Below are 24,124 nucleotides of genomic sequence, written 5' to 3' on the forward strand. Positions count from 1 at the left end.
GCCCATGCCGCTTCCTGCTGCGGCCGCGCCGAAAAGCACGAGGATGAAGCTCCAAGGGACCCGGCCGCCGGTCTCCTCGCCCTTCAAGTAGAACTGCGCCGGGGACCGGACCAGAACCCACCCGAGGAACCGGCGGACAGGCCCCCTTGCGCCTCTCGCCCGATGTTTCACCGGCGCATCATCCCAATCCAAGCGAGCAGCAACAAACAGCGGCCTGCCGGAGTGCGGCAGAGTCGGGCGTTTCCTTCGGCGACTGACGGGCCAGCGCCGGGTCCGTTCGCGATACTGGGAACCGTGGACACTACTGCTCTGCAGGCGCGGCTGGAGCATGTCTTATGGATTGGTGGCGGTTCCGGCTCGGGCAAGTCCACGGTGGCTCGTCGACTGGCTGAGCAGGACGGGTTGCATCTGTACTCCACCGACGAGGCGATGGGCAGGCACGCTGACCGGCTGGGCCCGGCCCAGGCTCCGCTCCTGGCCGCGTTCATGACGATGGACATGGACCAACGCTGGTGTCACCGCTCGACTGATATGTAGGGGTGCCGTGTCAAGTGGGCAGGGTGAGGCGCCGCCGGGCTAGCTTGCTCGGCGGCGCCTCGTCTCGTTCTCGGGGGGTCCTTGTCCCTTTGCTGCGGCGTGTTCGTCGACGCGTGTCAGTCTGATATGGGCGGGTTGGTTACCGCAGGACGGCTCTCCGGCCGGAACGGGTCTCCGCGTCTGAGGTCGAGCGTGGCCGCTTGTGGCGGTTGCTCACAGTCGAATCGGGAGTCGTTCCTCGCGCTGCATGCGTGTGGGGCGGACGGCGAGAACGGGTCTTGGGGGGTCAGGTCGTGGTGGTCTCCAGCACGGCCAGGGACCAGCACCAGCCGGCTAGCTCGCGGGCGATCGCGGTGTTGGCCACGGTGTGCTTCTTCTTGTGCTCGGTCAGGGCCTGCCAGCGTCTGTGCAGCCGACGGTTGCCGGCGTCACCGCGTTCGGCCGCGGCGGCAGGGGCCAGTGCCCACCGGTCCTGCATCGTCTTGCCGGGCTTGTACTGGGCCTTGTGGTGCCAGGCGGCCTCGATCAGCAGGCGGCGCGCGTGGGGGTTGCCGGCCTTGGTGATCGCTCCCCGGTTCTTGGACTGCCCGGAGGAGTGCTCGGAGGGCACCAGTCCCAGGTAGGCGGCGATCGTCGATCCGGTGAATCGGTGCCAGTCACCGAGCTCGACGGCCAGGGAGAACGCGGTCAGTGTTGAGATCCCACGCAGGCAGGCCAGCCGACGGGTCACGGGGGTGAACTCGCTGTCGGCGGCCAGGACCGCGATCTGTCCGTCCAACCTCTTACGCGCCGTGACCAGGTCGGTGGTCCGGGCGTAGTACAGGTCGAACGCCGCGGCCGTGCCGGCCAGGTCGAAGCGCAGCTGACGCAGCCAGGCGTCGTGCTTGCCCGTCCACGCCTCCCCACCGTTGTACACGTGCCCGTGGCGCAGCAGCAGCTTGCCCAGGCGGTGCCGGGCGCTCATCAGGTCCCCCCGAACGTCGGCCCGCGCCCGCACCAGGTCGCGTGCGGCCTCCTCGGTCAGTGTGGGGACCCGCACGCTGATGATCTCCTCCATCCGCAGCAGCCGGGCCAGCAGCAGCGCATCGCGTTTGTCCGTCTTGACCTTGTCCCCGCTGGGCCGGATCAGTTTGGACGGCGCGGCCACCTCGCACCGGATCCCGGCCGAGGCCAGCGCCCGCGCCAGCCCGTACCCCGTCGGGCCGGCCTCGTAGGTCACCGCGACCGGACCGTGCCCGGCCTCGACCAGCTGCCGGACCCAGTCCACTACCAGGGGGACCGCCGGCCCGACCGTAGCCTCGATCACCTCCCCGGTAACCGTGTCCAGCGCTGCCGCCCGCACCGATCGTGCGTGCACGTCCATCCCGATACTTGTACGCTCCGTGAACACCGGGGCCCTCCTACACATGTGGTACCCGAGCAGGCCGCTCCTACCCGGTTAACCCACGAATCTGTGTCAGGAAGGCCCCGGCCCGCAACCACGACCTCGATGCCGCAGCTACGTCATACCGTCTGAGCAGATGCTGCAGACGTTTCATTGGTTCGCTGGTGAGGGCTTCGACCTGATCGTCGAGGACCTGCTGGCGATGCCGCGTGAGCCTGTCGTCGTCGAGGGCTTCCGACTCCTGCCTCGTCTAGTCGCGCCCCTGTCAGCTGCCGGCCGAAGGGTCTGGCTCCTGCCCACTCCGCAGTTCCGCCGAAACGCCTTCGCAGCCCGAGGGTCGCTGTGGCAGATCGCCGGCAGGACCAGCAATCCGGAGCTGGCGTTGGCGAACCTGCTGGAACGGGACCGGCTGTTCACCGAGCAACTGAGAACGGAGGCCGACGCGCGGGGGTTGCCGGCCGTCGACGTGGATGACGGGGTAACGACCGAGGAACTCATGACTCGTGTGCGTCAGGCGCTCCAGACATCCCCACCGGACTAACCGTCGCACCGCCGACGGTCTGAAGTGGCGCGCTCCGCGCGGCAAAGTAGTGCGTTCGACCAGTGCGATGTCAGGCCCTGTCTCGCTAGGGTTCCGTCATGAGGCCGTCGCCGCAGGAAGTCGCGTCCCAGCTGACAAGCATTCTTCGATCGCCTTGGCCGGAAGGCATCGATGACGGTGTCTCATGGCTGCGCTCCATGGGCATCTCGACAGACACTGCGGAGGAGACACCTTCGGAGGGCAGTGGTCGGTCCTGGGGAATGGCCTCGGTGCCCGGATGGGGTGCGGCTCGGGCAGGGTGGAGCACGTACCGTGAGCAGTTCGCGGATGTCTTCTGGTTCCTGTGGGACGACCATGGCTGGGACGATGTGCGGGGCGCTGCGGCTGACCTCGCTCAGGCCATCACAGACGTTCACGGGGCACCTGAGGAGAGCACCGAGGAGACCACGGGCCACGGGCCCAGCTGGTGGTGGCGTCTGAATGACCACAGCATTGAGGTCTACGCCCACAACGGTGCGATCCGGCCAGAAGACTTCCCGGCCGGGCCCGCGGTCGTGCAACTGCATGTCGACCTACGCGCCGTCGCGGAACCTCGTGAGGCCGAGGCGTGTGAACTGGGTGCTCCTCCAGGGCCCTGACCGACTCCAGCCAGGCGATCGAATGTCGCCAGTCTCATCGCGGCCAAGTAGTGCGTCCGGCGCCGTGGGTTGGTTCGGAGGGCCCGGATGCTGCGGGCATGGCCGCAGCAGTAGGTGGCATCTGGCCCCACACCCCGCCGATGTGACACACCGTTCGGGGCCAGCGTGCTCGCGGACGCTGCGGCGCTTCGGTCAGGAGGTGGTGAGCCGCCGCGGCCTGGGCCACGGGCCGAGCCAGCGCTCCCAGGGCAGGAAGGCACTCCAGCAGACCGCGGTCGGCAAGAAGTGGATGCCGAGCAGCACGAAGGTGCTGAGGTGGAAGCCGATGAAGACGAGCACGACCATCCAGCGCCAGTGCTCGCGCACGACGAAGACCAGCGGCGCGGCCAGCTCGAGTGCCAGCGCCCCCACTGCCCGGCACGCAGCAGCAGCCTGCTCGACGAGCAGGTCGTTGACCGGGTTGGGGCGACGCAGGAAGGCCCACACCAGCGTCCCCGAGTTCGCCCAGCGCAGCAGATCCCACTCGTTCAGGACCATCTTGGCCAGCACCGACCCGGTGTAGGTGAAGACGGTGAGGATCTGGATCATCCGCAGCGCCCAGCCGGCGGACTCCGAGGGTGAGCGGTCGGCATACCGGCAGGTCCCCGCGGTCGGGAGCAGCAGGAGGCCGACGACGATCGCCATGTGGTCGTGCGCGACATACCCGAAACTCATGCCCCACAGGCACCAGACGAGGTAGCACCCCGCCAGCAGACCACCCCCGACGTGCTGGACCCACGCCGGGGCGCGAGCGGTCCCGCCGGCGGCCAGCCCCAGCAGCCCCACCGCGACACCGGCCAGGACGAGCAGGGAGGTGGCCTGGCCCGGCGGCGGCAGGCGCAGCAGCTGGGCGAGCACGACCGGGTCGTAGAACTCGGGGGTCCCCACGCGGTCGCGCGGCGAGCGGAGCAGGAAGAGCGCGTCGACCAGGGCCACCGTGCCAATCAGCACCCGCACCCAGGCCACCCTGGCCCGGGGGACCAGCGGAGACCACCAGTCGAGGATCCGGGTCACCCCGCTCCGGGCAGGGTATGCCGCGGTGGCGGTGCTCATGCCGGGCGGTTCCTGGACGAGGGGCTCATGGCGTGTCCTCCCAGCGCAGCACCAGCCGGTCCGTCGGTGGCCCCACCCGGCTGCCCCCGCGCAGGGTGTCCACCCGCTGACGCACCTCTAGCGCGACCAGGTCGGTGCCGGGGTGGTTGTCCTCGTAGGTTCGGGCCACGGCGCCCAGCGGTGCCGGGTCCTCACGCAGGCCCCTGCCGAGGGCGAGCTCGAGCTCGACGCGGGTCAGCCCGGCGGTCTCGGCGCGCAGCGTGATCGGCACCTGCCGGCCCTTCGCGTCCACGCCGACCAGGTAGGTGTTGACGACCTCGCCGTCCGGGTCGCGGGCCACCGCATACTGGCCCAGCATCCCCAGCGGGAACCAGTCGTCGTGCCGGTCCAGCTGCGCCGCGAGCACGATGCCGAGGATCGCGGCGGCCACGGCCAGCCGCACCCCCCTGCCCACCGCGCTCATGCGTGAGGGTATGCCGTCAGCTGGCCAGCTGTCGGAGTGCCACGCGCGGGCGGTGCGGTAGCCCACCGGCGGCAGAGGCGCCGCGCCACGTCGTTGTCGGAGAACATGCCGAGCGTGCAGACGCCGTGCTGCTCCACCGCCCACCGGGTCAGGCCGGCCGGGACGAGCTCGCCCAGCCCCTTTCCTTAGGCGAGGGCGTCCAAAGTGAGTATGACGAGGGCGCTGGTCCAGCCCAGCGGGGCGGGACCGCCGGGACGGCCCTGTGAGTCGACCTTCTCTGGCAATGACCCCCACGGTGCTCGGTGCTGGTCGAGCCAGTCGAGCCAGTGGTGGGCAAGTTCGTCCTGCCCAGACGCTGCGGCCGCGTAGGCGACCAGGGCGACCTCGGGGGTCCAGGAGATGCCGTCGTTCTTCCACTGCGAGCCTGGTGCCAGACCTCCGCCGGCGCGGGCTGCTTCCTGCTGGTAACCCAGCCACGCCTCGTGCACACCTGGGAGAGGGTCGGGGTCGAACGGGGGCATGAGCATCGCTGTCGCTGCATCAAGACCCCCGTGGGTGCCAGCTCGCAGGTAGTCGGGTCCGAAGAACTCCCCGATCTCGGACCGCACCCCGGCTGCCGCCTGCTGGACCTGGTCGGCGCGCTGGTCGTCTCCGAGGGTGCGGTAGTCGGCCGCAGCAAACCTCAGTCCGGCGGCCACGGGGGCGCTGGCTCCTAGCAGGTGGTCGTAGGTGGTCTGCTCCCAGTAGTCCTGCCCTGGTGCCGGTAGGTGGCTGCCGCCGCCTGTGGCGCGCAGCAGCTGGTCGGTGCACCGGTCGCGCAGGTCGTCCACGACTGACGGAACGCTGGCCACCTGGGTTGTCTCGTGGATCGCCCACAGGACCCACCCGCAGCCGTCGACCTGGGCGCGGCGGGGGTCGAGATAGATCCGGCCGCCGGAGAGCAGGTATCGGGCGTCGAACCCGTACATCGGGTCCAGGTACAGCTCGCTGGTCCGGGTCATCAGTTCCACGGACAGGTCGGCGTGACCCGTGCGTGCCAGGGCAACGGCTAGGAAGGCGCCGTCTCGCGGCCAGAAGTATCCCCAGTTCTCCGCTGGCCCGGCCGGCGGGAAGCCGGCATCGGTCGCCAGGTTCTCGGAGAGGTTCTTCAGGTCCCACAACGCCGTTCGCGACATCTCCTCGTACGAGGTCCCGGCGCCGGGCAGGGTACCCGCCTCGATCCACGCCTTGTCCTCAGCACCTGGCACGTCCCAGTAGGGGTAGTGAACCAGCTCACCGCGCAGCCCCACTCGGGTGTGTGGGTCCACCGGGGCCGGGTCTGCGCTCCACCCCGCCACGGAGGTCACGGCTAGCCCGAGCACGATGGACGCGGCGGTCACGCGCAGGAGGGTGTTGCCGTGAAGGAGACGATCGACGTGCAGGAGCACCGCACCGATGACAGTTCCGACAGCTAGTCCCATCCAGGCGTGCAGCACGTCAGGAGCAGAGCATGCGCGCGCCAACTCAGGAAGGGCGTACTGCACCCCCTCTAGCACCAGCGGCAGGGCAGCCGCTGTCGCCAACCAGCGCGGCCGTCTCGACAGCGACAGGCCGGCCACGATCATCAGCCCGACCACACCCATCCGAGGGTCCTGCTTGAACCAGTCCCACGGCCACAGCAGATGCTCTGGCCCCAGATCGCAGGTCCGTGAGATGCCGCTAACCGGTCCAAGCCGAGGCGGCAAAGTAGTGCGTCCGAGAGCGCGCGGCCGGGTCGACGTCACAGACGTGTTTCGGCGTCCTTCGGGCACGCTCTCCATGACGGTGCTGCTCTAGTTGCCTGGCTGTTTGGCCCGGTCCGGTCCTCCGCCACCGAGTCACGCCGTGCAGGAGGGCGGCAGCTGCGCGTACTTAGGGCTGGAGCGCTTGGACCGCGCTCACGATGACGATCTGATCGGGCGCGAGCCATGGTGCGGCGGTCTCGTAGATGGCGTCGACGGTCGCCTGGTCGGCGACCACGACCTCGACGTACAAACGGGCATCGGTCCCGCCGCTCCCGACACTGTGGAATCTCAGGTCCGATCGGTCGGCCACGGCGTCCTGCGCGGCCCGCAGGTCCTGATCGGAGGGGACGTTCCGATTCTCGAGGCAAAGGGGCCCGGTGTAGACGTCGCGGATCGCGGCACGGGAGGCACCCAGGTCGGTGCCCTCGGTGAGCAGCACGTTCATCACCCCGCCGTCTGAGAGCCAGGACGTCGCGTAGCCGGCCAGGTCCTGCCTCAGCAGAGTAAGGAGTGCCTGCTCCTCGTCCATCCCGGCCGGTCCTTGGGTGCGGCCAGCCTGGTCGACGCCGGCTACGTCGGCCGTGGGGTCCTTGCAAAGTGCGGAGAAATCCGTGTCGAGCCAGTCGGTCGTGTCGTAACCCGGAGGAGGCTCAGGGTCCAGTGGCCGGGTCAGGGTGAACGTCCCCTGCTCGCCGGCCTCCGGGGCGTAGTGCCCGATGGCGTAGACGGTGTCGTCTGTCCAGGTGATGCCGTTCTCCTGCTGGACGTCGTGGTCGGCCCAGGAGAACGCCCCCTTCAGTTCTGGCCCGACGCAGTCAGGTGGATAGATGGCTGTTTGGGGGCCGAAGCAGAGAACCACCGGGTCCTGCACCGAGCGCTGATAGGGACTGCCGGCCAGGACTATCTCATTCGACAGGTCCACAATCTCGGGCTCGTGACCGGTGGCCGCCTGTGGCGCGGGGGAAGTGTTCCTTGCCGTCTCCGTTACGGCCGAACCGTCCCCGGTCGGTGCGGGCTGGTTCCCGCACGCTGCGAGGAACAGCGCCGAGCCGATCCCCACGAGCGCGGCAGCAGTTCTCATGGTTCGCATCATGGCAGTTCGACGGGACGCCCACCCGGACCGTTCCGCAGAAACGGTCTGTCCGGTCGGGCGAGGGACTCCGCAGCTTCACACCCGATCCCGTATAAGGCCCCTGTGCGACGACGTTCACCCATCGAGACGGCCGCCAAGTCACGACCTGCGGCATGGTCGGACGCTACGCGACCACAGCGGCAAATGAGTATGGCTCCGGCGTCTTGATCAGTCGGCTCAAGAGCCCCGTCGGCAGCATGCCTGGGGCTAGTCTGTGGCCATGAGCGCATGGCTCACCATCGAGGTCCAGGACGGCGACGTCTCCGCCGATGGGTGGCGTCGTGCCCATGGCGAGCAGCTTCTCGAAGCGGCGGTTACCAACGGGGCTAGCGATTGGGTCTGGCACACGCCTCGGTGGGGCGTCATCCTAGAACTGGAGTTCGCGGATGAGCTCGCGCGGGAGGCCTTCCGGGAGCTTCCGGCAGTACTTGCTGCACTGGACGCCGTCCCAGACGCTGTGTTCGGCTTGCACGTTTACCCCGGACGCGGAGGTAGCTCCGGCAGCGCAGTTCCCCGGCGGCCTCGGCCAGCTCCCTTCAGCGATACTGCCATGGCTGAAGAGACCCAAGACGAGTTCATAGATCTGCCACCCGGAGAGCACTCGTACTGGAGCGGCACCCGACCCTAGGTTCGCTGCTTGGCATACGATGCCAGATGCGGCAGATGCGTGCAGTCCGGATCTCGCGTAAGGTGGCGCCGACTAGGCCGAGGGAGTGCGACTTGCGGGAAGATGTCGGTCAACGAACCGTCTGGCGCCAGCAGGGCAAGACGTGGCGGACCTTCGCCCGGGTCTGGTTGCCATTCACGGGCATCTTCTTGATCGCGGTGTTTTTCATCGAGGACATCCACTGGGGCACGCTCTTATCGGCTGTGGGCAACTTTATCGCTGGGGTGTGCTTTATGGTGATGGCCCGTATCGGGTCGTCGGCCGATCACCGAGGCATCGAAGTCACGCAGCTCCGAACGAGACGATTCGCATGGTCCGTCGTCGAAGAACTTCGCCCCAACGCCGCGAGCCGGTGGGCAACCTCCGTTGAGGCCAGGCTCACAGACGGTACAACCGTCCCCTTGCCTGGTGTACCCGTCGCAGACCTGCGTCGCCTTGAAGAATTGCGCGCCAGCGAAGCTAGGCCATCCAGTCCGGGGTACTGACGCAGGCAGCGATCCGCAGCACCCGGGCCAGGCGTTGCGCGGCCCAAAGCAGTTGCGGACTCACCGGACGTCGCGCAAGGCGGCAAATGAGGGTGTTTAGGCTATTCGCCAGTGGCTCCGTCGATAGCCTCTCGGAGGAGATCTGCGTGACCGCAGTGGCGTCCGTACTCCTCGACCATGTGCGTGAGGACCCACCGCACGGACACCGACTCACTGCTGCCCGGGAGGACTGCCGGGTCTCCTAGTTCGAATCCCGCGAGGGTGCTGAGCCTGACCCAGTGGCCTCGCGAGGACTCGATGGATCGATCCCAGGAATCGCGTAGGGCATCACCGGAAGTGCTGAGGGCAGTGTCCCACTCCCAGTCCGGTGTCTGTTTCCAGTCGATGGTGTCCCAGGGAGCGGAGGGTGCTTCACCGTTGAGGACGCAGCCGAACCAGAAGTCCTCGACGTAGGCGAGGTGCTGCAACAGCCCGCCCAGCGACATGCTCGATGGCAATGGTTTGGCGTGCAGTTGATCATCGCTGAGCCCATCCGTCTTCCGTTCGATCGTCGCACGCAAGAAGTCCAGGAACCCCAACAGCGTGCCGGCCTCGTTAGCCATGGACGGCGGCTCGGGGCGACCCTGATCGCTGACGATTTCTACATTCACGTGAGCACCCTACGTCGCCCACTTACCGCAATACTGAGCGGGTCACCGCACTGCGCACCACCATCGCGGGTGGATTTCGACGCGCCCGCGTGTGTCTACTTGCAGCCCGTCTCAACTGTCTCGTGACGACGTCTGTGCCTTGCTGGCTACTCGGCCGCACGCGGAACGCTACCGATCGCGGCGGATGCGTGCGTTCACTGGCGGCGGCGCTGTGTGCGCCTCGGGACGTCCGACCCGCGGCAGAAGCGGATGGGTTCCTGCTACTCCGCAAGTAGGGGTCGTCACGCGGTGCTGTGATGTCGACACCAACAGCCGCCAGGAGTCGTTGCCACCGTCTTAGCCTCGATCCACCGATGGGCAGGTGGATGGGCCGCTGTAGGACGGGGTCAGGTCTGTGACGGGGCGAGGGTCGTGAGGGCGCGCGTGAACTGCCGGTCTGCCCGGCTTTTCCACTGGGTTCCTGCTGGTAGGGACGGGGGCTGGGGTCAGGCGGGTGCTGCGGCCCGGCCGGGGCGGAGCGCGTCGTAGAGGACGGTCCAGGCGTGCTCCCAGGGCCAGTCTCGGGGTAGGTGCAGGTGCAGGCGGCGGGCGGAGGAGGCGACCCGGGCTGGCAGGTTGACCAGCTTGCGGCGGATCGTGGGCGTCGTCGCCCGCGCCAGGCGGGTGCTGCCGGTCAGGGTGGCCGCGGCGCGGGTGAGGTTGAACGCCATGACCGCGGCGATGAGCCAGGCGGCGTTGGCAGCGAACTTGCCCGAGGGCAGGTGCGCCAGGGCCGAGGCTTTCAGGTCGGCGTGGACGTTCTCGATGACCGCGTGGCCCCGGTGGACCTGGTCGGCGGCCACGGTGTCCCGCTCGGTGGCGGGCGTGGTGGTGAAGAACGCGTGGAAGCGCCAGGTGTCGAACATCGACTCCTGCCCGTCCTTGGCCCTGGGGTTCAGGTCCGGGACGCGGCGCACCACCAGCCGGCCAGTGACCTGCTCGGACTTCTTGGCCGAGGTGAACGCGGTGTAGTCGATCTCGGCGACCTCGGCCCGCGAGACCCACCTGCCGGTGGCCTGGTCGTAGATCGCGTCGGTATACCTGATCGTGGTCCACGCGTCCTCGGCGATCGCGGCGATGGCGCGCTTGACCGCCGGGTCCAGCCGCACGGTGATCGAGACCTGTGCACCGGCCCTGTCGGCGGCGCCCACCAGGGCGGCGGAGTAGAACGCGGAATCGGCGCGCAGGAGCACCGGTCGCCCGGCCAGGTGGCTGCGCCGGACCAGCGCCAGGGCATCGGTGGTCAACCGGGCCGCGCCACGGGAGGAACCCACGGAACCCTTGCGCAGGCGTTGGGCGGCGATGACCGGGGCGGTCTGCTCGGTGGACACGGTCGCCAGCAGCGCGTTCAACCCTCGGACCCCGCTGTAGCCGAACCCGGCGCCCTGCTTGGCGTAGCCGTGGACCTCCACGATGGTGTCGTCCAGGTCGAGCAGCACCGTCCCGGTGTCGCCGGCCCGGCCCAGCAGCCCGGTGCGCCCGGCCAGGGCGAGGGTGAAGCGGGAGGCGACCGCGTCGCCCTGGCGGACGTGGCCGAAGGTGAACGTGCGCAGGAACGAACCGAGCGTGGAGGGGGCATAGGGCCGTTCGAACAGCTTGCCCATCGCGCCGTGGCGCAAGAGCCCCATATCCTCGATGCTGTCCGCGCCGGCGGCCATACCCGCCACCAGGGCGGCCAGCTTGGCGCCGGCGTTGGCGCCCTTGTCGGTCGGCAGGCTCAGGTGCTCATCGCCCAGGGCGTGCAGGCCGGCTTCTTCGGCCAGCGTCATCAGCGGGACAAGCCCGGCGGCAGACACGAGGTTGGGGTCATCGAACGTCGCGGAGACCACGGGGAGGGTGTGAGAGAGTTGCATCTACGAGATGCCCTTCCGGTTTGGGTGATACGTGCTCTAGACAAGTCGTATCTTCCCAGGTCAGAAGGGCATTTCTCGCTTTCCCACGCCGCTTCACCGGCTCACCCGATCGGTGGATCCAGGCTTAGCCACGGGCGCGAAGAATCTGCCGAAACAAGCCGTTTCGCGACCAACTGGCTGGCTCCTCACGCAGTAAGCGCCCCGAACCTGGCGTCCAGCGCTATGCTCTGCGGAGTCTGGCGTCTGCTGCTCTGCCGGCAAGTAGTCGCCTCCGACGCCGCTCCGCGATAAGGGGGAAGAGTCATGGACATGAGTCAAGTTGTTTGCGCAATCGGTCGGCAAGGGCCTGAGGGGGTTCAACTGCTTGGCACGGGCTTCGCCGTCTCGACCACGAGGATCGCAACAGCTTTTCACGTAGTGGGTCCGAGCGATGAGAATCTCGTTGTTGCGCTACCGAGGTACCAGAACCTTTCCCAGTACCAGGATACGTCTGACCGCCAACTACGCGCCGTTTCTGCCAGAATGGCCGCTCCAGATCCAGTGCGTGATCTGTGCATTCTGGAGGTAGAGCAATACCGCATGAGTTTTCCCTACTCACTCGACGGAACCGACTCTGTACCCCCTGGGACTCCAGTTGTAACATGGGGATTCCCGCACGCCAATTCTGGACGCTTGGTGCTCACACAACAACAAGCGCATGTGGGCGCTCGCATCCTCATCGAAAGTGCTGGCGCAAAGAGCAAGCATATCGTTTTGAACACACAGGCGCGCGAAGGGCAGTCTGGAGGCCCCGTCCTGGACCCGTCATCAAACAGCGTCGTCGCCGTATTGATTGGCAGTTATGCGCCTGGCGGTGGCGGGGGAATCAGCCTCGGCGGAGTCGACCCAGCTACTTTGCATCAAACGACTCATGCAATCTCGGCCGAGTACCTGCGGGAGATGCTGTGACAGCCACAGAGCCGGCGTCGCCGAACCTGCAGCACATTTTCGAGGGTGGGCTGGATGAGTGGCTAAACGCACTGCCAGCATACCAACGAAGGCATGTTCAGGCTATGCTGGAACATGGCACCCCTGAGGATGTGGCCGCTAGTTGGCTTGGCAGTTTAGGGCCCAGCGACACCGCGCCCTATGGCGGCGTGAAGGCCGCAGGGGCGAGTTTCTACGAAAATCTCCTCCGTGAGTTGCAGAGATTGTTCTGCGATCCAGATGCATATGTAGAAGAGCGAAGCCAGTTACAGAAGGCGAGCGGTACTGGACAGTTGATGATAGTTGGCGTGGTTTGTACTGCAATTGCGCCCCACATCGGCGCTGCCGCAGCTTTCATCGGCCCAGCCGTGGCCCTCACACTGGCACTGCTGAGCAACGCCGGGAAAGCTACGGCTTGCCAGCAACTGAACGACATGCTGGCCCGGCGTGAGTCCGCCCAAAGCCAGGAGTGAGCGCGGGCGCCATCGCATCAACCTCTTCCTCGGCCGAGTTGCCATGGCCTGCGAAACTTGGGGGTGGACGCGGATCGGCCAGGAGTCTCCCTGGCGCGCACCGTTTGAAGCCACCGGCCCACCGGCGGCAATAGGTGCAGGACGATTCCGACAGCAAGCGCGACGGGGGCCTCTCGAGCAATGGTCACGATAGGCGCTGTGATTCTGTCTGCAGATGTGCCCGACAGCGCGTGCGATGCACCGCTAACGCGCCCATGGCAGCGGAATGCGCTGGCGTCTTAGATACGGTCACCAAGGCCGATAGGGGCTCTTCACAATCCAGGGTGTAGTTGGGGTCTGAAGCCGCCGGCTTCCAGGAGAGCTCTGGCGATGTAGTGGGTGATGTTGCGGAACCCGAGGGCCAGTCCGCGCAGGTGCTCGAGCCGTCCATTTACGGCTTCGGTAGGGCCGTTGCTGGTGCGGGGCCGGTCGAAGTAGGCCAGAACGTCGCTGGCTCGTCGGGCCAGGGTGCGGCCGAGCTTGCGCAGCTCGACCAGCGGCCCCGGGACGCCCTCGGTCAGGGCGTCGATCACGGACCTCATCTCGGTCCGGCCGCCGGCGCGGTCGGGGTCGCGGTAGGCGTGGATCATCCGCTGGTAGATGCCCCAGGTCACCTCGACCTGCACGTGCTCATCGCCGGCGAAGAGCCTGTCGAGACGCTCGTGCTGACGGTCGGTGAGCAGGTCGGCGCCGGTGTGCAGAGTCCGACGGGCGGAGTAGAGGGGGTCGCCCTTGCGGCCGCGGTGCCCGTGCAGCTCCTGCTGCACGCGACGGCGGCACTCATCGAGGGCGTCACCGGCCAACCGGATGACGTGAAATGGATCCATGACCGTCACAGCCTCGGGCAGCTCCTCGGTGGTGGCGGTTTTGAAGCCGGCGAACCCATCCATGGCCACGGCCTCGATCCCGTCGCGCCAGGCCTGGTCCCGCTGCGCGAGCCAGTCCTTGAACGCTGCCTTGGACCTCCCCTCGACGACGTCCAGCAGGCGGGAGGGGCCGGTGCCGTCGCGGACCGGGGTGAGGTCGATGATCACGGTGACGTACTTGTCACCACGCCGAGTGTGCCGCCAGACGTGCTCATCCACGCCTAAGACACGGACGCCATCCAGCCGGGTCGGGTCGGCGATGAGCAGCCGCTGTCCTTCGGCCAGGACCGCGTCGTTGGCGGTGTTCCACGACACCGCCAGGCCCTCGGCGACCCGGGACATCGACAGGTGGCCGACCACGATCGCGACCAGGCCCCACCGCAGCCCGGCGCGGGAGATCTTCGCCCGTGGCTCGGCCGCGGCCGTGGTGTCCTGACGCCACACGTGGCTGCACTCGGTGCACCGGTAGCGTCGGATGGTGAGCAACAGTGTGGTGGGACGCCACCCGAACGGCTCGTGCGCCAGCTGTCGGGTCACGGTGTCCCGCGGAACGCCATGGCAGCCGCACCGCTTGCACCAGTCGTCCGGCTCGAGGACCCGGCAGGCCAGCACCGCACGGTCAGGCTTGAGCAGCTGGCCGGTGACCACCAGACCCAGGTCGTCCAGGCCGGCGAAGGTAGTCAGGTCGGGGCGCGTGAAGGTAGCGTCGGACATGTCGAGGTCTTTCGGATGGGCGGCGTAGGAACCTCCATCATCGGAAGACCTCGACGTCTACCCCGTGACCGACGCGCCAGCGCCCTCTACACCCTCAACTGTGAAGAGCCCCGATAGGGCACATTCGACATACCTCGGGCCGGATTGTAGTCGAGCGTATCAACCAACCAATCCATGGCATCAAAGGCAAGTTTCTGGTTCGGGCCTGGGCCGCAGCGTACTGAGTACAGGGGTCGCGTCGAGGGCTCGCCGAAGTCGAACTCCTGGTATGGAACGAGGAAACTCCGCCCAGCGCGGAATTTCATACCTGGTTGACGGAGATCCCCTTGCCTTTTCATCAGGCGCCACTCACGTTCGCCGGCAAACGCTTCGTGCTTGAAAAATGGGGCAATCGCTTGCAAATCGTCGTTTGCTCCCCGCAGCGCCGTGGCGGGCCCGGGGCCAGACTGGGCAACCGCGAAGGCCCTGCTCAGGATGTCCACTACGTATGGGAGGCAGCCAATTCCATAGAGGACGGGTGCTAGCCTCCAGCCCTCCTGTTCTGCTTGATCCCTCAGTTGCTGAGGGTGAAGGGCGATTGAATATCCGTCCCCAGGATTCGTGTAGGCGCGCCAAAGGTTAAGGTCGTCGTCATCGTCGGTCAGGGCGATGATGTAAACAGCCGGAGCATTGGAATAGGGCCAGCCGAGGCCCTGCTCGAAGAGCGCAGCTGTTTCTGGGTGCGCGGCCCTTAGAGGGCCCAACTCCTGCCAGCCTATCGACAGGTAGTGCTTGGCTTGGGCGAAAACGTAGTGATATTCTTGTGAGTCATTCATATATGAGATTGAACTTCCCCATAGCGTGTGACTGCTAAGGATGGAAAGCAAGCCCGCTCCACTGGTGTAGTGAGCCAGATGATGTGGCAGTTCCGCTTCGCCGGAATCAGTGAAGAACTCGCGCATAACCGCAGCCTACCTCGCCACCGCCGCGCGTCCCCTTGTGCAAGCACCTGAGTTGCCCTCAGGCCGCCCAACTGCGGCGATAATCCGAGACGCGGTGGGCGGCTCTGCCTGCCGTTTGCAGTCGCGGTCAGGCGAAAGCGCTGCTGCGGAACTGCCCGGAGGTTCATACACGGACATCGAGTCTCGCGCGTTCGGCGGCTTCCGAGTGGCTGGTGCGGGCATCCGGACATCGGCGGTACAGCGATGTATCGCCCCTCGCGGCGAGGCACGCGTCGAGCAGCAGAACGCGCGCTCGGTCGACGCCCGACTCTCGGCGTTATGTGGGTGATCGTTGTCAAGAGGCCTCGGTGGTGTCGAGGCCGGTGATGAGCTCGTCGTAGATCGCCGCGCGGCGGGTCTGTCCCTTGGCGCAGGCGTCGGCGCGCTGGGCGAGCAGCGCTGGACGGAACACGATGGTGGTCTGGAAGAAGGTGCAGGACTCGCAGATGCTCTCGTACTCGCAGTCCATGACCTTGGGCCTGGTGCAGTAGCCGTTGCCCAGGAGGCGGTGGTGCTCGCGGTTGAGGCGGGCCATGTTGGGTCCGAGGTCCTCGGCGGGCAGTTTCGCAGGTGCCGTGTAGAGGGCGTCGACCTTGGCGGCGACGGCGAAGTACTCCTGGGCGACGGTGCGGTTGGCGATCTTGGCGTAGACCAGGGTCATGTCCAGGGACTTGTGGCCGAGCATCGCGGCGATCGCCTCCAGCGACATGCCTCGGTTGATGGCCTGGGTGGCCAGGGTGTGCCGCAGCCGGTGCGGGTTGATGTGGCCCAGCCCGGCGGCCGCGCCGGCCTTGTTGATGAACCGGGTGACGGCGTGCCGGTCGAGCTGGCGGCCGTTCTCGTAGGGGATGAGCAGCTCGTGCCCAGGGGTGACGTGCGCGGCCCGGTAGGCGCCGATGAGCTCGACCAGGTGGGGGTGCAGGGGCAGGTATCGGTCCTCGTGCAGCTTGCCGACCGGCACGTGGAGCCAGTAGGTGTCACCGATGAGGACGACGGCGTCGGACCTCAGGGAGCAGTACTCCCCGACGCGCAGGCCGGTGCGCAGCAGGACCTCCACGGTCAGGCCGATGAGCTGGCGTCTGTCGGCCTGGGCGGCGCGCAGCAGCGCGGAGGCGGAGGGGTCGTCCAGGGCCTTGGGCAGGGCGTGGTCCTGGACGGGGATGTCGCCGTGGAACATCGGCACCCGGGACGGGGCCTCGGGCCATCCCCACTCGTCGATGCGCATGAAGAACATCCGCAGCACCCCGAGCCGCTGGGCGCTGGTGGCCGGGGCCAGGGTCGGTTTGTTCTGTCCCGGGCGGGCCAGCAGCCAGGGTTTGTAGCCTTCGATCTGGGGACGGCCGATCGCCGCGACCGTGCGCACCTGCGGGTGGCACTGGATCAGGTAGGTCGCGAAGGCCCGCAAGCACTGGTCGGTGTTGTGCACGCTGCCCGGGCGCAGGATGCAGGCGATCTGCTCGAGGTAGCGGACCATGACGTCGACGATGTCCGGGACGGCCTCGGTCAGCTGCTCCCAGGTCGCGAACGGGATCGCCGCGTACGGGTTGGGCGGGCGCAGCCGCCGGCGTCCGCGCCTCATGAGGACCCCCCGGGCAGCGCAGGTCCGGGACGGCCGGAGATGCTGGTGAAGACCCGGGCCGGGGTCGGTGGTGGTGACAGCGGTGGGTCGATGGCGAAGACCTGCGCATCGATGACCTCCGAGGCGGTGCGGTACTGGGTGGCGAGCCAGTCCTCGCCCAGGTGCAGGTAGATCCGGGTGGACTCGATCGAGGCGTGCCCGGCCTGTGCCTGCACCGCTTCCAGCGGCATGCCCGCGGTCCGCAGCCGGGTCAGGCAGGTGTGGCGCAGCTGGTGACAGGTCGCCCGGTCCAGCCCGGCACGGCGCCGGGCGCCCTCGAGGACCTCGTCCAGGCCGTCCGCGCTCAACGGGTGTCCGCGCCGGGGCCGTTTGAGGCAGACGAAGACGCGGTCGGTGCCGCCGTCGTCCTGGCCCGTGCCGGCCTCGGCGGGCCGTTCGGTGTTCAGGTAGGCGGCGAGGTGGACGAAGAACGCGGGCGCGATCGGCACGTACCGCTGGTGCCCGCCCTTGCCGTCAGCGACGAACACACGCCGCTCACCGGGTCGCAGGTCCTCCAGGCGCAGGCCCAGGACCTCGCAGCGCCGCAGCCCGCCCAGCAGCATCGCCGCGACCATGGCCCGGTCCCGGTGGGTACGCAGCGCCGCGACCAGCGCGTCGACCTCCGCCGGTGCCAGGATCCGCGGCAGCGTCCGAGGCGCACGCACCAGCGGCACCCCTTGACGGGGGCGGTTGCGTTCGCGCCGGGTCGGCAGCCCCCGTGGCACCGGGTTGCGGGCCACATCGCCGCGCACGCTCAGGAAGGCGTACAGCCCGCTGATCGTCGACAGGCGCCGCCGGACCGTCCGCAAGGACACCCCGCCCGGGGCGGGCGAGCCGTCGAGCCCGACCACCGGCAGCACCGGCCCGATCCTCGGCAGCCTCCTCAGCCCGGCACGCTGGGCGGTGATGAACGCCAGCACGTCCCGGCTCGTGACCTCCGCGACCGGCTTGTCCACCACGGTGAAGAAGACCTTCAGGTCATAGATCGCGGCGAGCACAGAGTTCGGCCGCGACCTGGACGCGAGGAAGTCCAGGAAGTCATCCAGCAACGGTTCGTCGAACCTGGCCGCTGGCGACCCCGGCAACCGCTCATCGACCGGCACGAACCTCAACGACAGAGCTGACATACAGCGCCTCCTCAGCGAGACGGACACCTGCAAAGTACAGGCGCCGGTGATCCGAAGATCACCCACATATCAAGCGGAGTCGTGCTGTCACGCACCGCGGTGTGTGGGCACCCAGGTTCAGGGTTGCGACCTGAGGTGCAGGGTGGCTGCCCCCGGGCGCCAAGCCTGGGATGGTCCTCGAGTCCTCGGCCAGGATGCTGCCACCGGCCGGTAGTCGTCCACGGTGTCGCTCGACAACACGGGCGCCGACCCGGACCCACTCCCATAACCATGAACGCGTTGGTGTGGCCACCAAACCGTGGTGGCCCCACCCCTGCTACGCCGAAACCCTGGCGATGAGGAGCGCCACCGGCCGTGGGTCCAACGTGGCTCAGCCGCGCCTCCCGGTCCAGCCTGCGGCGGGTCGCGTGAGGGGTTCAGTGGCGAGTCTCGCCCGCACTGGCATCGTGGGCGGATGCACTTGTCCCTCTCCCGGAGAGGAGTTCCAGGACGGGGTCGGCCGTGGCCACCATTTGGCCACCACAGCATTGCCCCGACCGCCACTGGTTGCGTCAAGAACCTGGGTTTGCACCGACTGCAGCAGGGCCCACATGCCTTGTACCGCAGTGCATCTGCCTTTTAATCCGTAGGTTGTGGGTTCGAGTCCCACGGGGCCCACCGTGAGATCGCCGCAGGTCAGACGGTGTTTCTTCGGGGGCACCGCGCCGTCAGGGCGCGCACTCATCGGCCGCGAGCCGATCACTGGAACTAGTGCCATGTGGCCAAGTGGCGAGCTGCCACATGGTGGTCGGTCGTGCCGCTGGCGACAGCGATGACCAGGTCGTACGCGCCGTCGTCAGGTGCGTCAAGATCGACGCCGTTGATGCCGTAGAACACCACGACAGCGAGCCACCCCAGTCGCTTGTTGCCATCAACCAGCGGGTGGTTGACGACGATGGACTCCAGCAGCGCACCCGCCTTGGAGTCGATGTCGGGGTAGGCGTCTCGTCCGAAGACGTTGGCGCTGGGACGGTGGGCGGCGGAGTCCAACAGGCCAAGGTCCTGGACGGGGCCTACGCGCAGGTCCGCTGCCAGCGCGAGCAGGTCCTCGGTGGTCAGGTACTCCAAGGGTCAGCGTCCGAGACGCTCGAGCAGGTCGGCGTACCGCTCCCGTCCACGTGCGGACAGCTCGCGCACACGCTCCTCGTGCCCACGCCGCGCGGCAGCTTCCCGGATCGCCCGCACCGTCGCCTCCTGCTTGCTCACACCCTCGGCCTCGGCCAGGGCCGCCAAGGCTCGCTCATCCTCCGGGGACAGTCGCAGAGTCATCGCCATCCACTCATGGTATCACTCTGGTATCTGACGCTCATGCCGTTGTCCGGACTTCTTAGCTTAGGCGACCTCGTCTCGAAGAGAGGCCCCAGTGACCCTGCGGCGCTGGCCGACATCCGCGAAGCCGACCTCGCCTACCAGGCAGGAGACGTGGTCCGCGGAGCAGATGCGGTCCGGGCACTGCTGCGCGTCGAGCACCGTCGCGACGTATACGGGCGCCACTGACCCGAGGCGCACGTTCATGCCGTTGCCGCCACACCGAGCCGGCGTCACGATGTCACGATGAACGACACGACGCCTCGGGCCTCGTGGCTACCGGACGACTTCGTGCATCCGGTGCGAGTCGAGCTGCCGACAGGACATCGCCTGCGCCCGATCCGGGAGGAGGACGTCGACCTGGACTATCCCGCCGTCATGGGGTCGCGGGAGCGGCTGTGGTCGATCTACGGGGAGGCGTGGGGGTGGCCGCCGTCCACCATGACTGTGGAGCAGGACCGTGAGGACCTGGCACATCATGCGGCTGAGATCGAGAGGCATGAGTCGTTCAACTACGCGTTGTTCGACCAGCACGAGACGGCGTTGCTGGGCTGTGTGTACATCGAGCCGACCGTCGTCGACGACGTCGATGCCGAGGTGTCCTGGTGGGTGGTGGACGACCTGGTGGGGACGCCGGTCGAGAAGGCCCTGGACTCTCTGCTCCCGGTGTGGCTCGAGCAGGACTGGCCGCTGCGGCGGCCGATGATGGTCGGACGAGAGGTGTCTTGGGCGGAGTGGCTCGTCCGTGCCCCCCAGCGTGGATGACGGCTAGGGCGTTCACCGTCACAGCGGGGACGCCCGCCGTCGGCCGAGCATGGCCAGAAGCTCACGGCGCACCCTGTCCCGGGCTCTCCTCAACCCGTCCCGCGGAGGGTGCGAGGACCGGCCTTGGCGGCCACCGATCGCAGGAGCGCGCTGCGACCACCCTCGGCCAGGTAGCGGTGCGCACAGTGCGCCAGCACCGGCTCGACCTTCATGGGTTCGACCAGAAGATGCTGGCGGGCTTCCCGCCCCCGCCACTGTCGCTCGATCGCGCGGTCGGTCGGCCACCTGCCGCTGACCGCGAACGAGAGCAGGTCCTTGCGGGCGCACTTCGGACATCGACCGCACGGTCGCCCGAGGCGTGAGCCGCGCACGCAGGACTGAGCGACGTGCCCCATCTGGTGCTGCTGGACGATCGCGCTCGTCACCACCTCCGAGACGCCGGCGGTCGGCACGCACACGGGGAGGCTCAGCACCGCGAAGGCAGGTCCCCACTCGGCGATGAAGGGCGACCGCGCGTAGTCACGGAAGCGACCACGCTGCAACCGGTAGGTGGCCTCGAGGGGAGCGCCCCACGCGACGGCGTCGAGCCCGTCGACGTCGGCATGCAGCAGCAGGGGGACGGCCGTGGTCAGGTCGTGCGGGAAACCCGTGGGATGTCGCAGGTACTCGACGTCGCTCGGCACCACCGTCACCGCCCGCCCGTGCCGCGTCAGGACCTCGCACGACTCCGCCGCTGCCCGGCCGTCCATCATGGTGGCCCGTCGCTCGCCCCGGGGCCTCAACCTGGACAGGGTGATAGCTGTGGGTGCTCTCCGGAAGCAGCACCAGGGCCGCGACGCTGTCCGTCCCCCCGCTGAAGCACAGACCGGGTCGACCGTCGCTCAGGGTGGCACGCGGCGCATGCTCCCCGACGTGCGCCACTGCCAGGCCCAGGCCCGCGTGGATCGCGTCCGCCAGCTCTCGGCTCGCCGGGACCGAGCATGAGAACGGCGCGGCCTTGGACACCCACGGGCGGGCGCAGAGCAACGCGCTGACGACGAGGAGGTCCGGGTGCACCCTCCCTGGCGGTACGCCTACGAGGAACGTGGCCCGACGGCGGGCGAGCTCGACGCCGCGACGAGCGCGCACGTCCGCGCCAGGCTCCAGCACGAAGGTGACCCTGCCAGGCGTGTGCTCGATCTCGACGTGCATCAGCCCAGCGCGTCCGCGCCGGCACCGACCGCGTCCCCTGCACACCATTCCGTCACCTGGCCATCATCGGTCACCCCGCGAGCCCGGACCCGTCGCCGCACCGGGCGAGGGACACACTCGTCGGCGCCGGGACGGGCGGGCCTCGCAGGGGCTGACGCGAGGCGTCCGCAGCCGCTAGCATGTCGGCCACCGAGGACGGCCCGCGCACCAACGACGATGTGCACCGCGGTTCGCTACCCGCCCAGGTCTGCAGAGTTCCTGAGGTTGCCGAGCCGCAAGGAGTGTCATGTCCACGACGCGCCGCCGCCTGTCCCTCGTCCTTCCTGGCGCACTCGCCCTGAGTCTGCTCGCCGGCGGCGTCTCCGCCGCCAGCCCGCCACCGTCGGCCGCAGCCGCAGGTCCACGCGCGATCGGCATCGAGGTGCTCTCCAGCGCCCCGGACCAGGTCACCGGCGGTGACGCGCTGGTCGAGGTGACCGCCCCGCATACCCTCCCACCCGAGGACGTCCGGGTCAGTCTGGACGGGCAGGACGTCACCGCAGCCTTCGACCTCACCGCCGACGGCACCCTCGTCGGGCTGGTCGACGGACTGGAGCTGGGGACGAGCAGGCTGCGCGCCGAGGCTGCGCCCGCCGCCCCCCGGCCCGGTGTCTCCCGGGCCCGTCCCGCCACCCTCACCCTGACCAACCACCCGAAGGAGGGACCGGTCTTCTCGGGTCCTCAGCAGCAGCCGTTCGTCTGCACGACGGCGAGGGCCACCCACGCCGGCCAGCTGCTGCTCGGTCAGCCGCTCGTGGACAACCAGGACGGCCAGGGCATCCCGGTCGCGCTCGAGGGGGAGGACGGCAGCTACCCGCGCGACGGACGCGGCTACCCGACCGACGACGCGGAGATCGTCGGCTGGAGCGCGAGCTGCGCGGCGCAGACCCGCACCGGATACGTCTACCGCAGCACCACGGACGGGTCCTTCCGCTGGCTCGCCGACCCCGCGGCGCTGCCGGCCGACGTCGCGCAGACCACGACGATGGACGGGCAGCAGGTGCCCTTCGTCGTGCGCTGGGAGCGCGGCACGATCAACCGCTTCATCTACAGCATCGCCGCCCTCGCGCCGGTCGGTGACGACCCCGGGTCGCGGCCGGACCCGTCGTTGTGGAACAGGCGGCTCGTCTTCAGCTTCCAGGGTGGCGTCGCGATCGGTCACACCCAGGGGACCACCTCCACCGACGCCATGCTGCCGCCGGACCTGCTCGGCCTCGGGTACGGCGTGATGTGGTCGAGCGGCAACCGCACCAGCACCCACTACAACCTGCAGGTCGGCGGCGAGACCGCCCTCATGGTCAAGGAGCGGGCGGTCGAGGCCTACGGCGTGCCCGACTACACGGTCGCCGTCGGCGGCTCCGGCGGCGCCATCCAGCAGTACGTCTACGCCCAGAACCACCCGGGCATCATCGACGCGGCGATCCCGCAGTACTCCTACCCCGACATGGTCAGCCAGATCATCCACGTCGCCGACTGCGAGCTGCTCGAGCACTACTTCGACGCCACCGACCGGGACAACCAGAAGTGGAAGGACCCGGAGGTGCGACAGGCCGTCATCGGCCTCAACGGGACGGCCCACCCGAAGAACCTCTCCGCCGGGGAGGTCGCCCAGTGGACGGGTCTCTACCAGCTCATGGCGGCGTTCGGCTACCAGGTCATGGACAAGGACCCGGCCTCGCCCGCCCCGGCCCTCATGGAGTGCAAGCCGGGCTGGTTCGGGCTGACGCCGCTGGCGCTCAACCCGACCTTCACCGACGTCCAGGACCTCGACAAGCTGGCCCAGGGCGCGGACGGCGTCGAGTGGACCCACTGGGGCGACCTCGTCAACATCTACGGCACCGACGACGACGGCTTCGCCAGGGTGCCGTGGGACAACGTGGGCGTCCAGTACGGCCTCCAGGCGCTGCAGGACGGTGTCATCACGCCGGAGGAGTTCCTCGACCTCAACGCCCAGGTCGGCAGCTGGAAGCCGACGCGGGACCTGGTCACCGAGGGTTTCCCGTTCGTGGGGTCCCCGAGCCCGCAGACCTTCGACCCGTGGAGCTCGCGCAACATGCACCTCAGCCCCGACGGGACCACCCCGGCTGCGCGCAGGTCCGGTGACCTCGCGGCGATCGGTGCTCTCTACGAGTCCGGTATGCAGTTCCGCGGCGACATCGACATCCCCGTCATCGACGTGCGGCACTACCTCGAGGACGAGCTGGACATGCACAACACCCAGCAGTCGTTCGCCGTCCGCCAGCGGATGGTCAACGTGGACGGCGACGCCGACAACCAGGTGATCTGGTTCATGGACGCGCGCCCAACCGTCGCGGCCGACCCGACTCCCCTGGCCTTCCGGGTGATCGACGAGTGGATGGCCAACATCGCCTCCGAACCGGAGCTCGGCGTGGCGGGGAACAAGCCCGCGATGGCGGTCGACGCCTGCTTCACCACCGAGGGCGACCTCCTGGCCTCGGGGCCCGGGGTGTGGGACGGCATCCTCGACGACGGCGCGCCCGGGGCCTGCACCGAGCAGTTCCCGGTCTACTCCTCCTCGCGCCGGGTCGCCGGCGGTCCCTACGAGGGTGGGGTCTGGAAGTGCGCGCTCCAGCCGGTGGCGAGGGCGGTCAACCAGGGACTGTACGGCGACTGGCAGCCGACCCGCGCCGAGCAGCGTCGGCTCCAGGAGATCTTCCCCTCCGGCGTCTGCGACTACAGCAAGCCCGACCAGGGGAGGCCGCGACACCTCGCGCCGTAGTCCCCGGTGCGGCGT

General features: G+C 68.3%; 21 protein-coding genes. 7 read left to right on the top strand and 14 right to left on the bottom strand.

Annotated features, from left to right (window positions below; translation table 11 throughout):
* Positions 1-823 precede the first annotated feature (823 nt).
* Positions 824-1,945 carry an IS110 family RNA-guided transposase gene (locus tag E3Z34_RS14880; protein ID WP_134774231.1) on the bottom strand — a complete coding sequence of 374 codons (1,122 nt, stop codon included), beginning with the start codon at positions 1,943-1,945 and terminating at the stop codon, positions 824-826.
* A 112-nt stretch (positions 1,946-2,057) separates the two neighbouring features.
* On the opposite strand from E3Z34_RS14880, the gene E3Z34_RS14885 reads away from it, so the two are divergent.
* On the top strand, positions 2,058-2,462 hold the full coding sequence (locus E3Z34_RS14885; RefSeq protein WP_134774232.1) for a hypothetical protein: 405 nt from the start codon (positions 2,058-2,060) through the stop codon (positions 2,460-2,462).
* Between the two features lie 830 nt (positions 2,463-3,292).
* Here the strand turns inward: E3Z34_RS14885 and E3Z34_RS14890 are convergent.
* From E3Z34_RS14890 to E3Z34_RS14905, 4 genes are all read right to left on the bottom strand, one after another.
* Positions 3,293-4,192 (bottom strand): hypothetical protein, encoded by a 900-nt coding sequence (locus tag E3Z34_RS14890; protein WP_134774233.1) that lies wholly within the window; start codon positions 4,190-4,192, stop codon positions 3,293-3,295.
* Positions 4,193-4,217: 25 nt separating this feature from the next.
* The gene (locus E3Z34_RS14895) at positions 4,218-4,655 is read right to left on the bottom strand and encodes a hypothetical protein (protein ID WP_134774234.1); all 438 of its coding nucleotides are present in this window, start codon (positions 4,653-4,655) and stop codon (positions 4,218-4,220) included.
* A 185-nt stretch (positions 4,656-4,840) separates the two neighbouring features.
* Positions 4,841-6,034, bottom strand: coding sequence for a glycoside hydrolase family 15 protein (locus E3Z34_RS14900; RefSeq protein WP_134774235.1), 1,194 nt, complete (start codon positions 6,032-6,034; stop codon positions 4,841-4,843).
* Between the two features lie 511 nt (positions 6,035-6,545).
* Positions 6,546-7,499, bottom strand: a complete 954-nt coding sequence (locus E3Z34_RS14905) for a hypothetical protein (RefSeq protein WP_134774236.1) — start codon at positions 7,497-7,499, stop codon at positions 6,546-6,548.
* 271 nt (positions 7,500-7,770) lie between these two features.
* Here E3Z34_RS14905 and E3Z34_RS14910 point away from each other — a divergent pair, with 271 nt between their 5' ends.
* On the top strand, positions 7,771-8,178 hold the full coding sequence (locus E3Z34_RS14910; RefSeq protein ID WP_134774237.1) for a hypothetical protein: 408 nt from the start codon (positions 7,771-7,773) through the stop codon (positions 8,176-8,178).
* A gap of 278 nt (positions 8,179-8,456) precedes the next feature.
* Positions 8,457-8,702: a PH domain-containing protein gene (locus tag E3Z34_RS20360; protein WP_420818999.1), complete on the top strand. Its 246-nt coding sequence runs from the start codon at positions 8,457-8,459 to the stop codon at positions 8,700-8,702.
* A gap of 101 nt (positions 8,703-8,803) precedes the next feature.
* Here E3Z34_RS20360 and E3Z34_RS14920 read toward each other — a convergent pair whose 3' ends face one another.
* Together E3Z34_RS14920 and E3Z34_RS14925 are read right to left on the bottom strand one after the other, a co-directional pair.
* The gene (locus tag E3Z34_RS14920; RefSeq protein ID WP_134774239.1) at positions 8,804-9,304 is read right to left on the bottom strand and encodes a DinB family protein; all 501 of its coding nucleotides are present in this window, start codon (positions 9,302-9,304) and stop codon (positions 8,804-8,806) included.
* Between the two features lie 533 nt (positions 9,305-9,837).
* Positions 9,838-11,244 carry an IS1380 family transposase gene (locus tag E3Z34_RS14925; protein ID WP_134772308.1) on the bottom strand — a complete coding sequence of 469 codons (1,407 nt, stop codon included), beginning with the start codon at positions 11,242-11,244 and terminating at the stop codon, positions 9,838-9,840.
* 309 nt (positions 11,245-11,553) lie between these two features.
* Here E3Z34_RS14925 and E3Z34_RS14930 point away from each other — a divergent pair, with 309 nt between their 5' ends.
* Both E3Z34_RS14930 and E3Z34_RS14935 read left to right on the top strand, forming a co-directional pair.
* Positions 11,554-12,192, top strand: a complete 639-nt coding sequence (locus tag E3Z34_RS14930; protein ID WP_202976969.1) for a S1 family peptidase — start codon at positions 11,554-11,556, stop codon at positions 12,190-12,192.
* Positions 12,189-12,683 carry a hypothetical protein gene (locus E3Z34_RS14935; protein ID WP_134774241.1) on the top strand — a complete coding sequence of 165 codons (495 nt, stop codon included), beginning with the start codon at positions 12,189-12,191 and terminating at the stop codon, positions 12,681-12,683. The genes E3Z34_RS14930 and E3Z34_RS14935 overlap by 4 nt, the downstream gene beginning before the upstream one ends.
* 311 nt (positions 12,684-12,994) lie before the next feature.
* On the opposite strand, the gene E3Z34_RS14940 is transcribed toward E3Z34_RS14935, so the two are convergent.
* The 6 genes from E3Z34_RS14940 to E3Z34_RS14965 all read right to left on the bottom strand — a co-directional run bounded on the left by E3Z34_RS14940 (position 12,995) and on the right by E3Z34_RS14965 (position 19,335).
* On the bottom strand, positions 12,995-14,302 hold the full coding sequence (locus E3Z34_RS14940) for an ISL3 family transposase (protein ID WP_134772184.1): 1,308 nt from the start codon (positions 14,300-14,302) through the stop codon (positions 12,995-12,997).
* 86 nt (positions 14,303-14,388) lie between these two features.
* Entirely contained in the window at positions 14,389-15,243 is an 855-nt protein-coding gene (locus E3Z34_RS14945; protein WP_134774242.1) for a DUF2971 domain-containing protein, read from the bottom strand.
* Between the two features lie 334 nt (positions 15,244-15,577).
* Positions 15,578-16,861: a tyrosine-type recombinase/integrase gene (locus tag E3Z34_RS14950; protein ID WP_134774149.1), complete on the bottom strand. Its 1,284-nt coding sequence runs from the start codon at positions 16,859-16,861 to the stop codon at positions 15,578-15,580.
* Complete coding sequence (locus E3Z34_RS14955) at positions 16,858-17,949, bottom strand: tyrosine-type recombinase/integrase (RefSeq protein ID WP_238695197.1); 1,092 nt, start codon at positions 17,947-17,949, stop codon at positions 16,858-16,860. The genes E3Z34_RS14950 and E3Z34_RS14955 overlap by 4 nt, the downstream gene beginning before the upstream one ends.
* A gap of 825 nt (positions 17,950-18,774) precedes the next feature.
* A complete protein-coding gene (locus E3Z34_RS14960) occupies positions 18,775-19,134 on the bottom strand; it encodes a type II toxin-antitoxin system death-on-curing family toxin (RefSeq protein ID WP_134774243.1) in 360 nt (119 codons plus the stop codon).
* 3 nt (positions 19,135-19,137) lie between these two features.
* Entirely contained in the window at positions 19,138-19,335 is a 198-nt protein-coding gene (locus tag E3Z34_RS14965; protein WP_228255154.1) for a CopG family transcriptional regulator, read from the bottom strand.
* A 285-nt stretch (positions 19,336-19,620) separates the two neighbouring features.
* Here E3Z34_RS14965 and E3Z34_RS14975 point away from each other — a divergent pair, with 285 nt between their 5' ends.
* Positions 19,621-20,139: a GNAT family N-acetyltransferase gene (locus E3Z34_RS14975; RefSeq protein ID WP_134774245.1), complete on the top strand. Its 519-nt coding sequence runs from the start codon at positions 19,621-19,623 to the stop codon at positions 20,137-20,139.
* An 89-nt stretch (positions 20,140-20,228) separates the two neighbouring features.
* On the opposite strand, the gene E3Z34_RS14980 is transcribed toward E3Z34_RS14975, so the two are convergent.
* The gene (locus E3Z34_RS14980) at positions 20,229-20,921 is read right to left on the bottom strand and encodes a DUF6395 domain-containing protein (protein ID WP_134774246.1); all 693 of its coding nucleotides are present in this window, start codon (positions 20,919-20,921) and stop codon (positions 20,229-20,231) included.
* Positions 20,922-21,616: 695 nt separating this feature from the next.
* On the opposite strand from E3Z34_RS14980, the gene E3Z34_RS14985 reads away from it, so the two are divergent.
* On the top strand, positions 21,617-24,109 hold the full coding sequence (locus tag E3Z34_RS14985; protein WP_134774247.1) for a DUF6351 family protein: 2,493 nt from the start codon (positions 21,617-21,619) through the stop codon (positions 24,107-24,109).
* The last annotated feature ends 15 nt before the right edge of the window (positions 24,110-24,124 follow it).

The organism is Ornithinimicrobium flavum (genome assembly GCF_004526345.1).
GTDB lineage: Bacteria > Actinomycetota > Actinomycetes > Actinomycetales > Dermatophilaceae > Ornithinicoccus > Ornithinicoccus flavus.

Coding starts and splice junctions, on each gene's coding strand:
- E3Z34_RS14950 (WP_134774149.1), bottom strand. CDS start 16,861: ATGAGGCGCGGACGCCGGCGGCTGCGCCCGCCCAACCCGTACGCGGCG.
- E3Z34_RS14890 (WP_134774233.1), bottom strand. CDS start 4,192: ATGAGCACCGCCACCGCGGCATACCCTGCCCGGAGCGGGGTGACCCGG.
- E3Z34_RS14895 (WP_134774234.1), bottom strand. CDS start 4,655: ATGAGCGCGGTGGGCAGGGGGGTGCGGCTGGCCGTGGCCGCCGCGATC.
- E3Z34_RS14925 (WP_134772308.1), bottom strand. CDS start 11,244: ATGCAACTCTCTCACACCCTCCCCGTGGTCTCCGCGACGTTCGATGAC.
- E3Z34_RS14975 (WP_134774245.1), top strand. CDS start 19,621: ATGAACGACACGACGCCTCGGGCCTCGTGGCTACCGGACGACTTCGTG.
- E3Z34_RS14985 (WP_134774247.1), top strand. CDS start 21,617: ATGTCCACGACGCGCCGCCGCCTGTCCCTCGTCCTTCCTGGCGCACTC.
- E3Z34_RS14885 (WP_134774232.1), top strand. CDS start 2,058: ATGCTGCAGACGTTTCATTGGTTCGCTGGTGAGGGCTTCGACCTGATC.
- E3Z34_RS14880 (WP_134774231.1), bottom strand. CDS start 1,945: ATGTGTAGGAGGGCCCCGGTGTTCACGGAGCGTACAAGTATCGGGATG.
- E3Z34_RS20360 (WP_420818999.1), top strand. CDS start 8,457: ATGGCCCGTATCGGGTCGTCGGCCGATCACCGAGGCATCGAAGTCACG.
- E3Z34_RS14905 (WP_134774236.1), bottom strand. CDS start 7,499: ATGAGAACTGCTGCCGCGCTCGTGGGGATCGGCTCGGCGCTGTTCCTC.
- E3Z34_RS14910 (WP_134774237.1), top strand. CDS start 7,771: ATGAGCGCATGGCTCACCATCGAGGTCCAGGACGGCGACGTCTCCGCC.
- E3Z34_RS14920 (WP_134774239.1), bottom strand. CDS start 9,304: ATGGCTAACGAGGCCGGCACGCTGTTGGGGTTCCTGGACTTCTTGCGT.
- E3Z34_RS14965 (WP_228255154.1), bottom strand. CDS start 19,335: ATGACTCTGCGACTGTCCCCGGAGGATGAGCGAGCCTTGGCGGCCCTG.
- E3Z34_RS14945 (WP_134774242.1), bottom strand. CDS start 15,243: ATGCGCGAGTTCTTCACTGATTCCGGCGAAGCGGAACTGCCACATCAT.
- E3Z34_RS14930 (WP_202976969.1), top strand. CDS start 11,554: ATGAGTCAAGTTGTTTGCGCAATCGGTCGGCAAGGGCCTGAGGGGGTT.
- E3Z34_RS14940 (WP_134772184.1), bottom strand. CDS start 14,302: ATGTCCGACGCTACCTTCACGCGCCCCGACCTGACTACCTTCGCCGGC.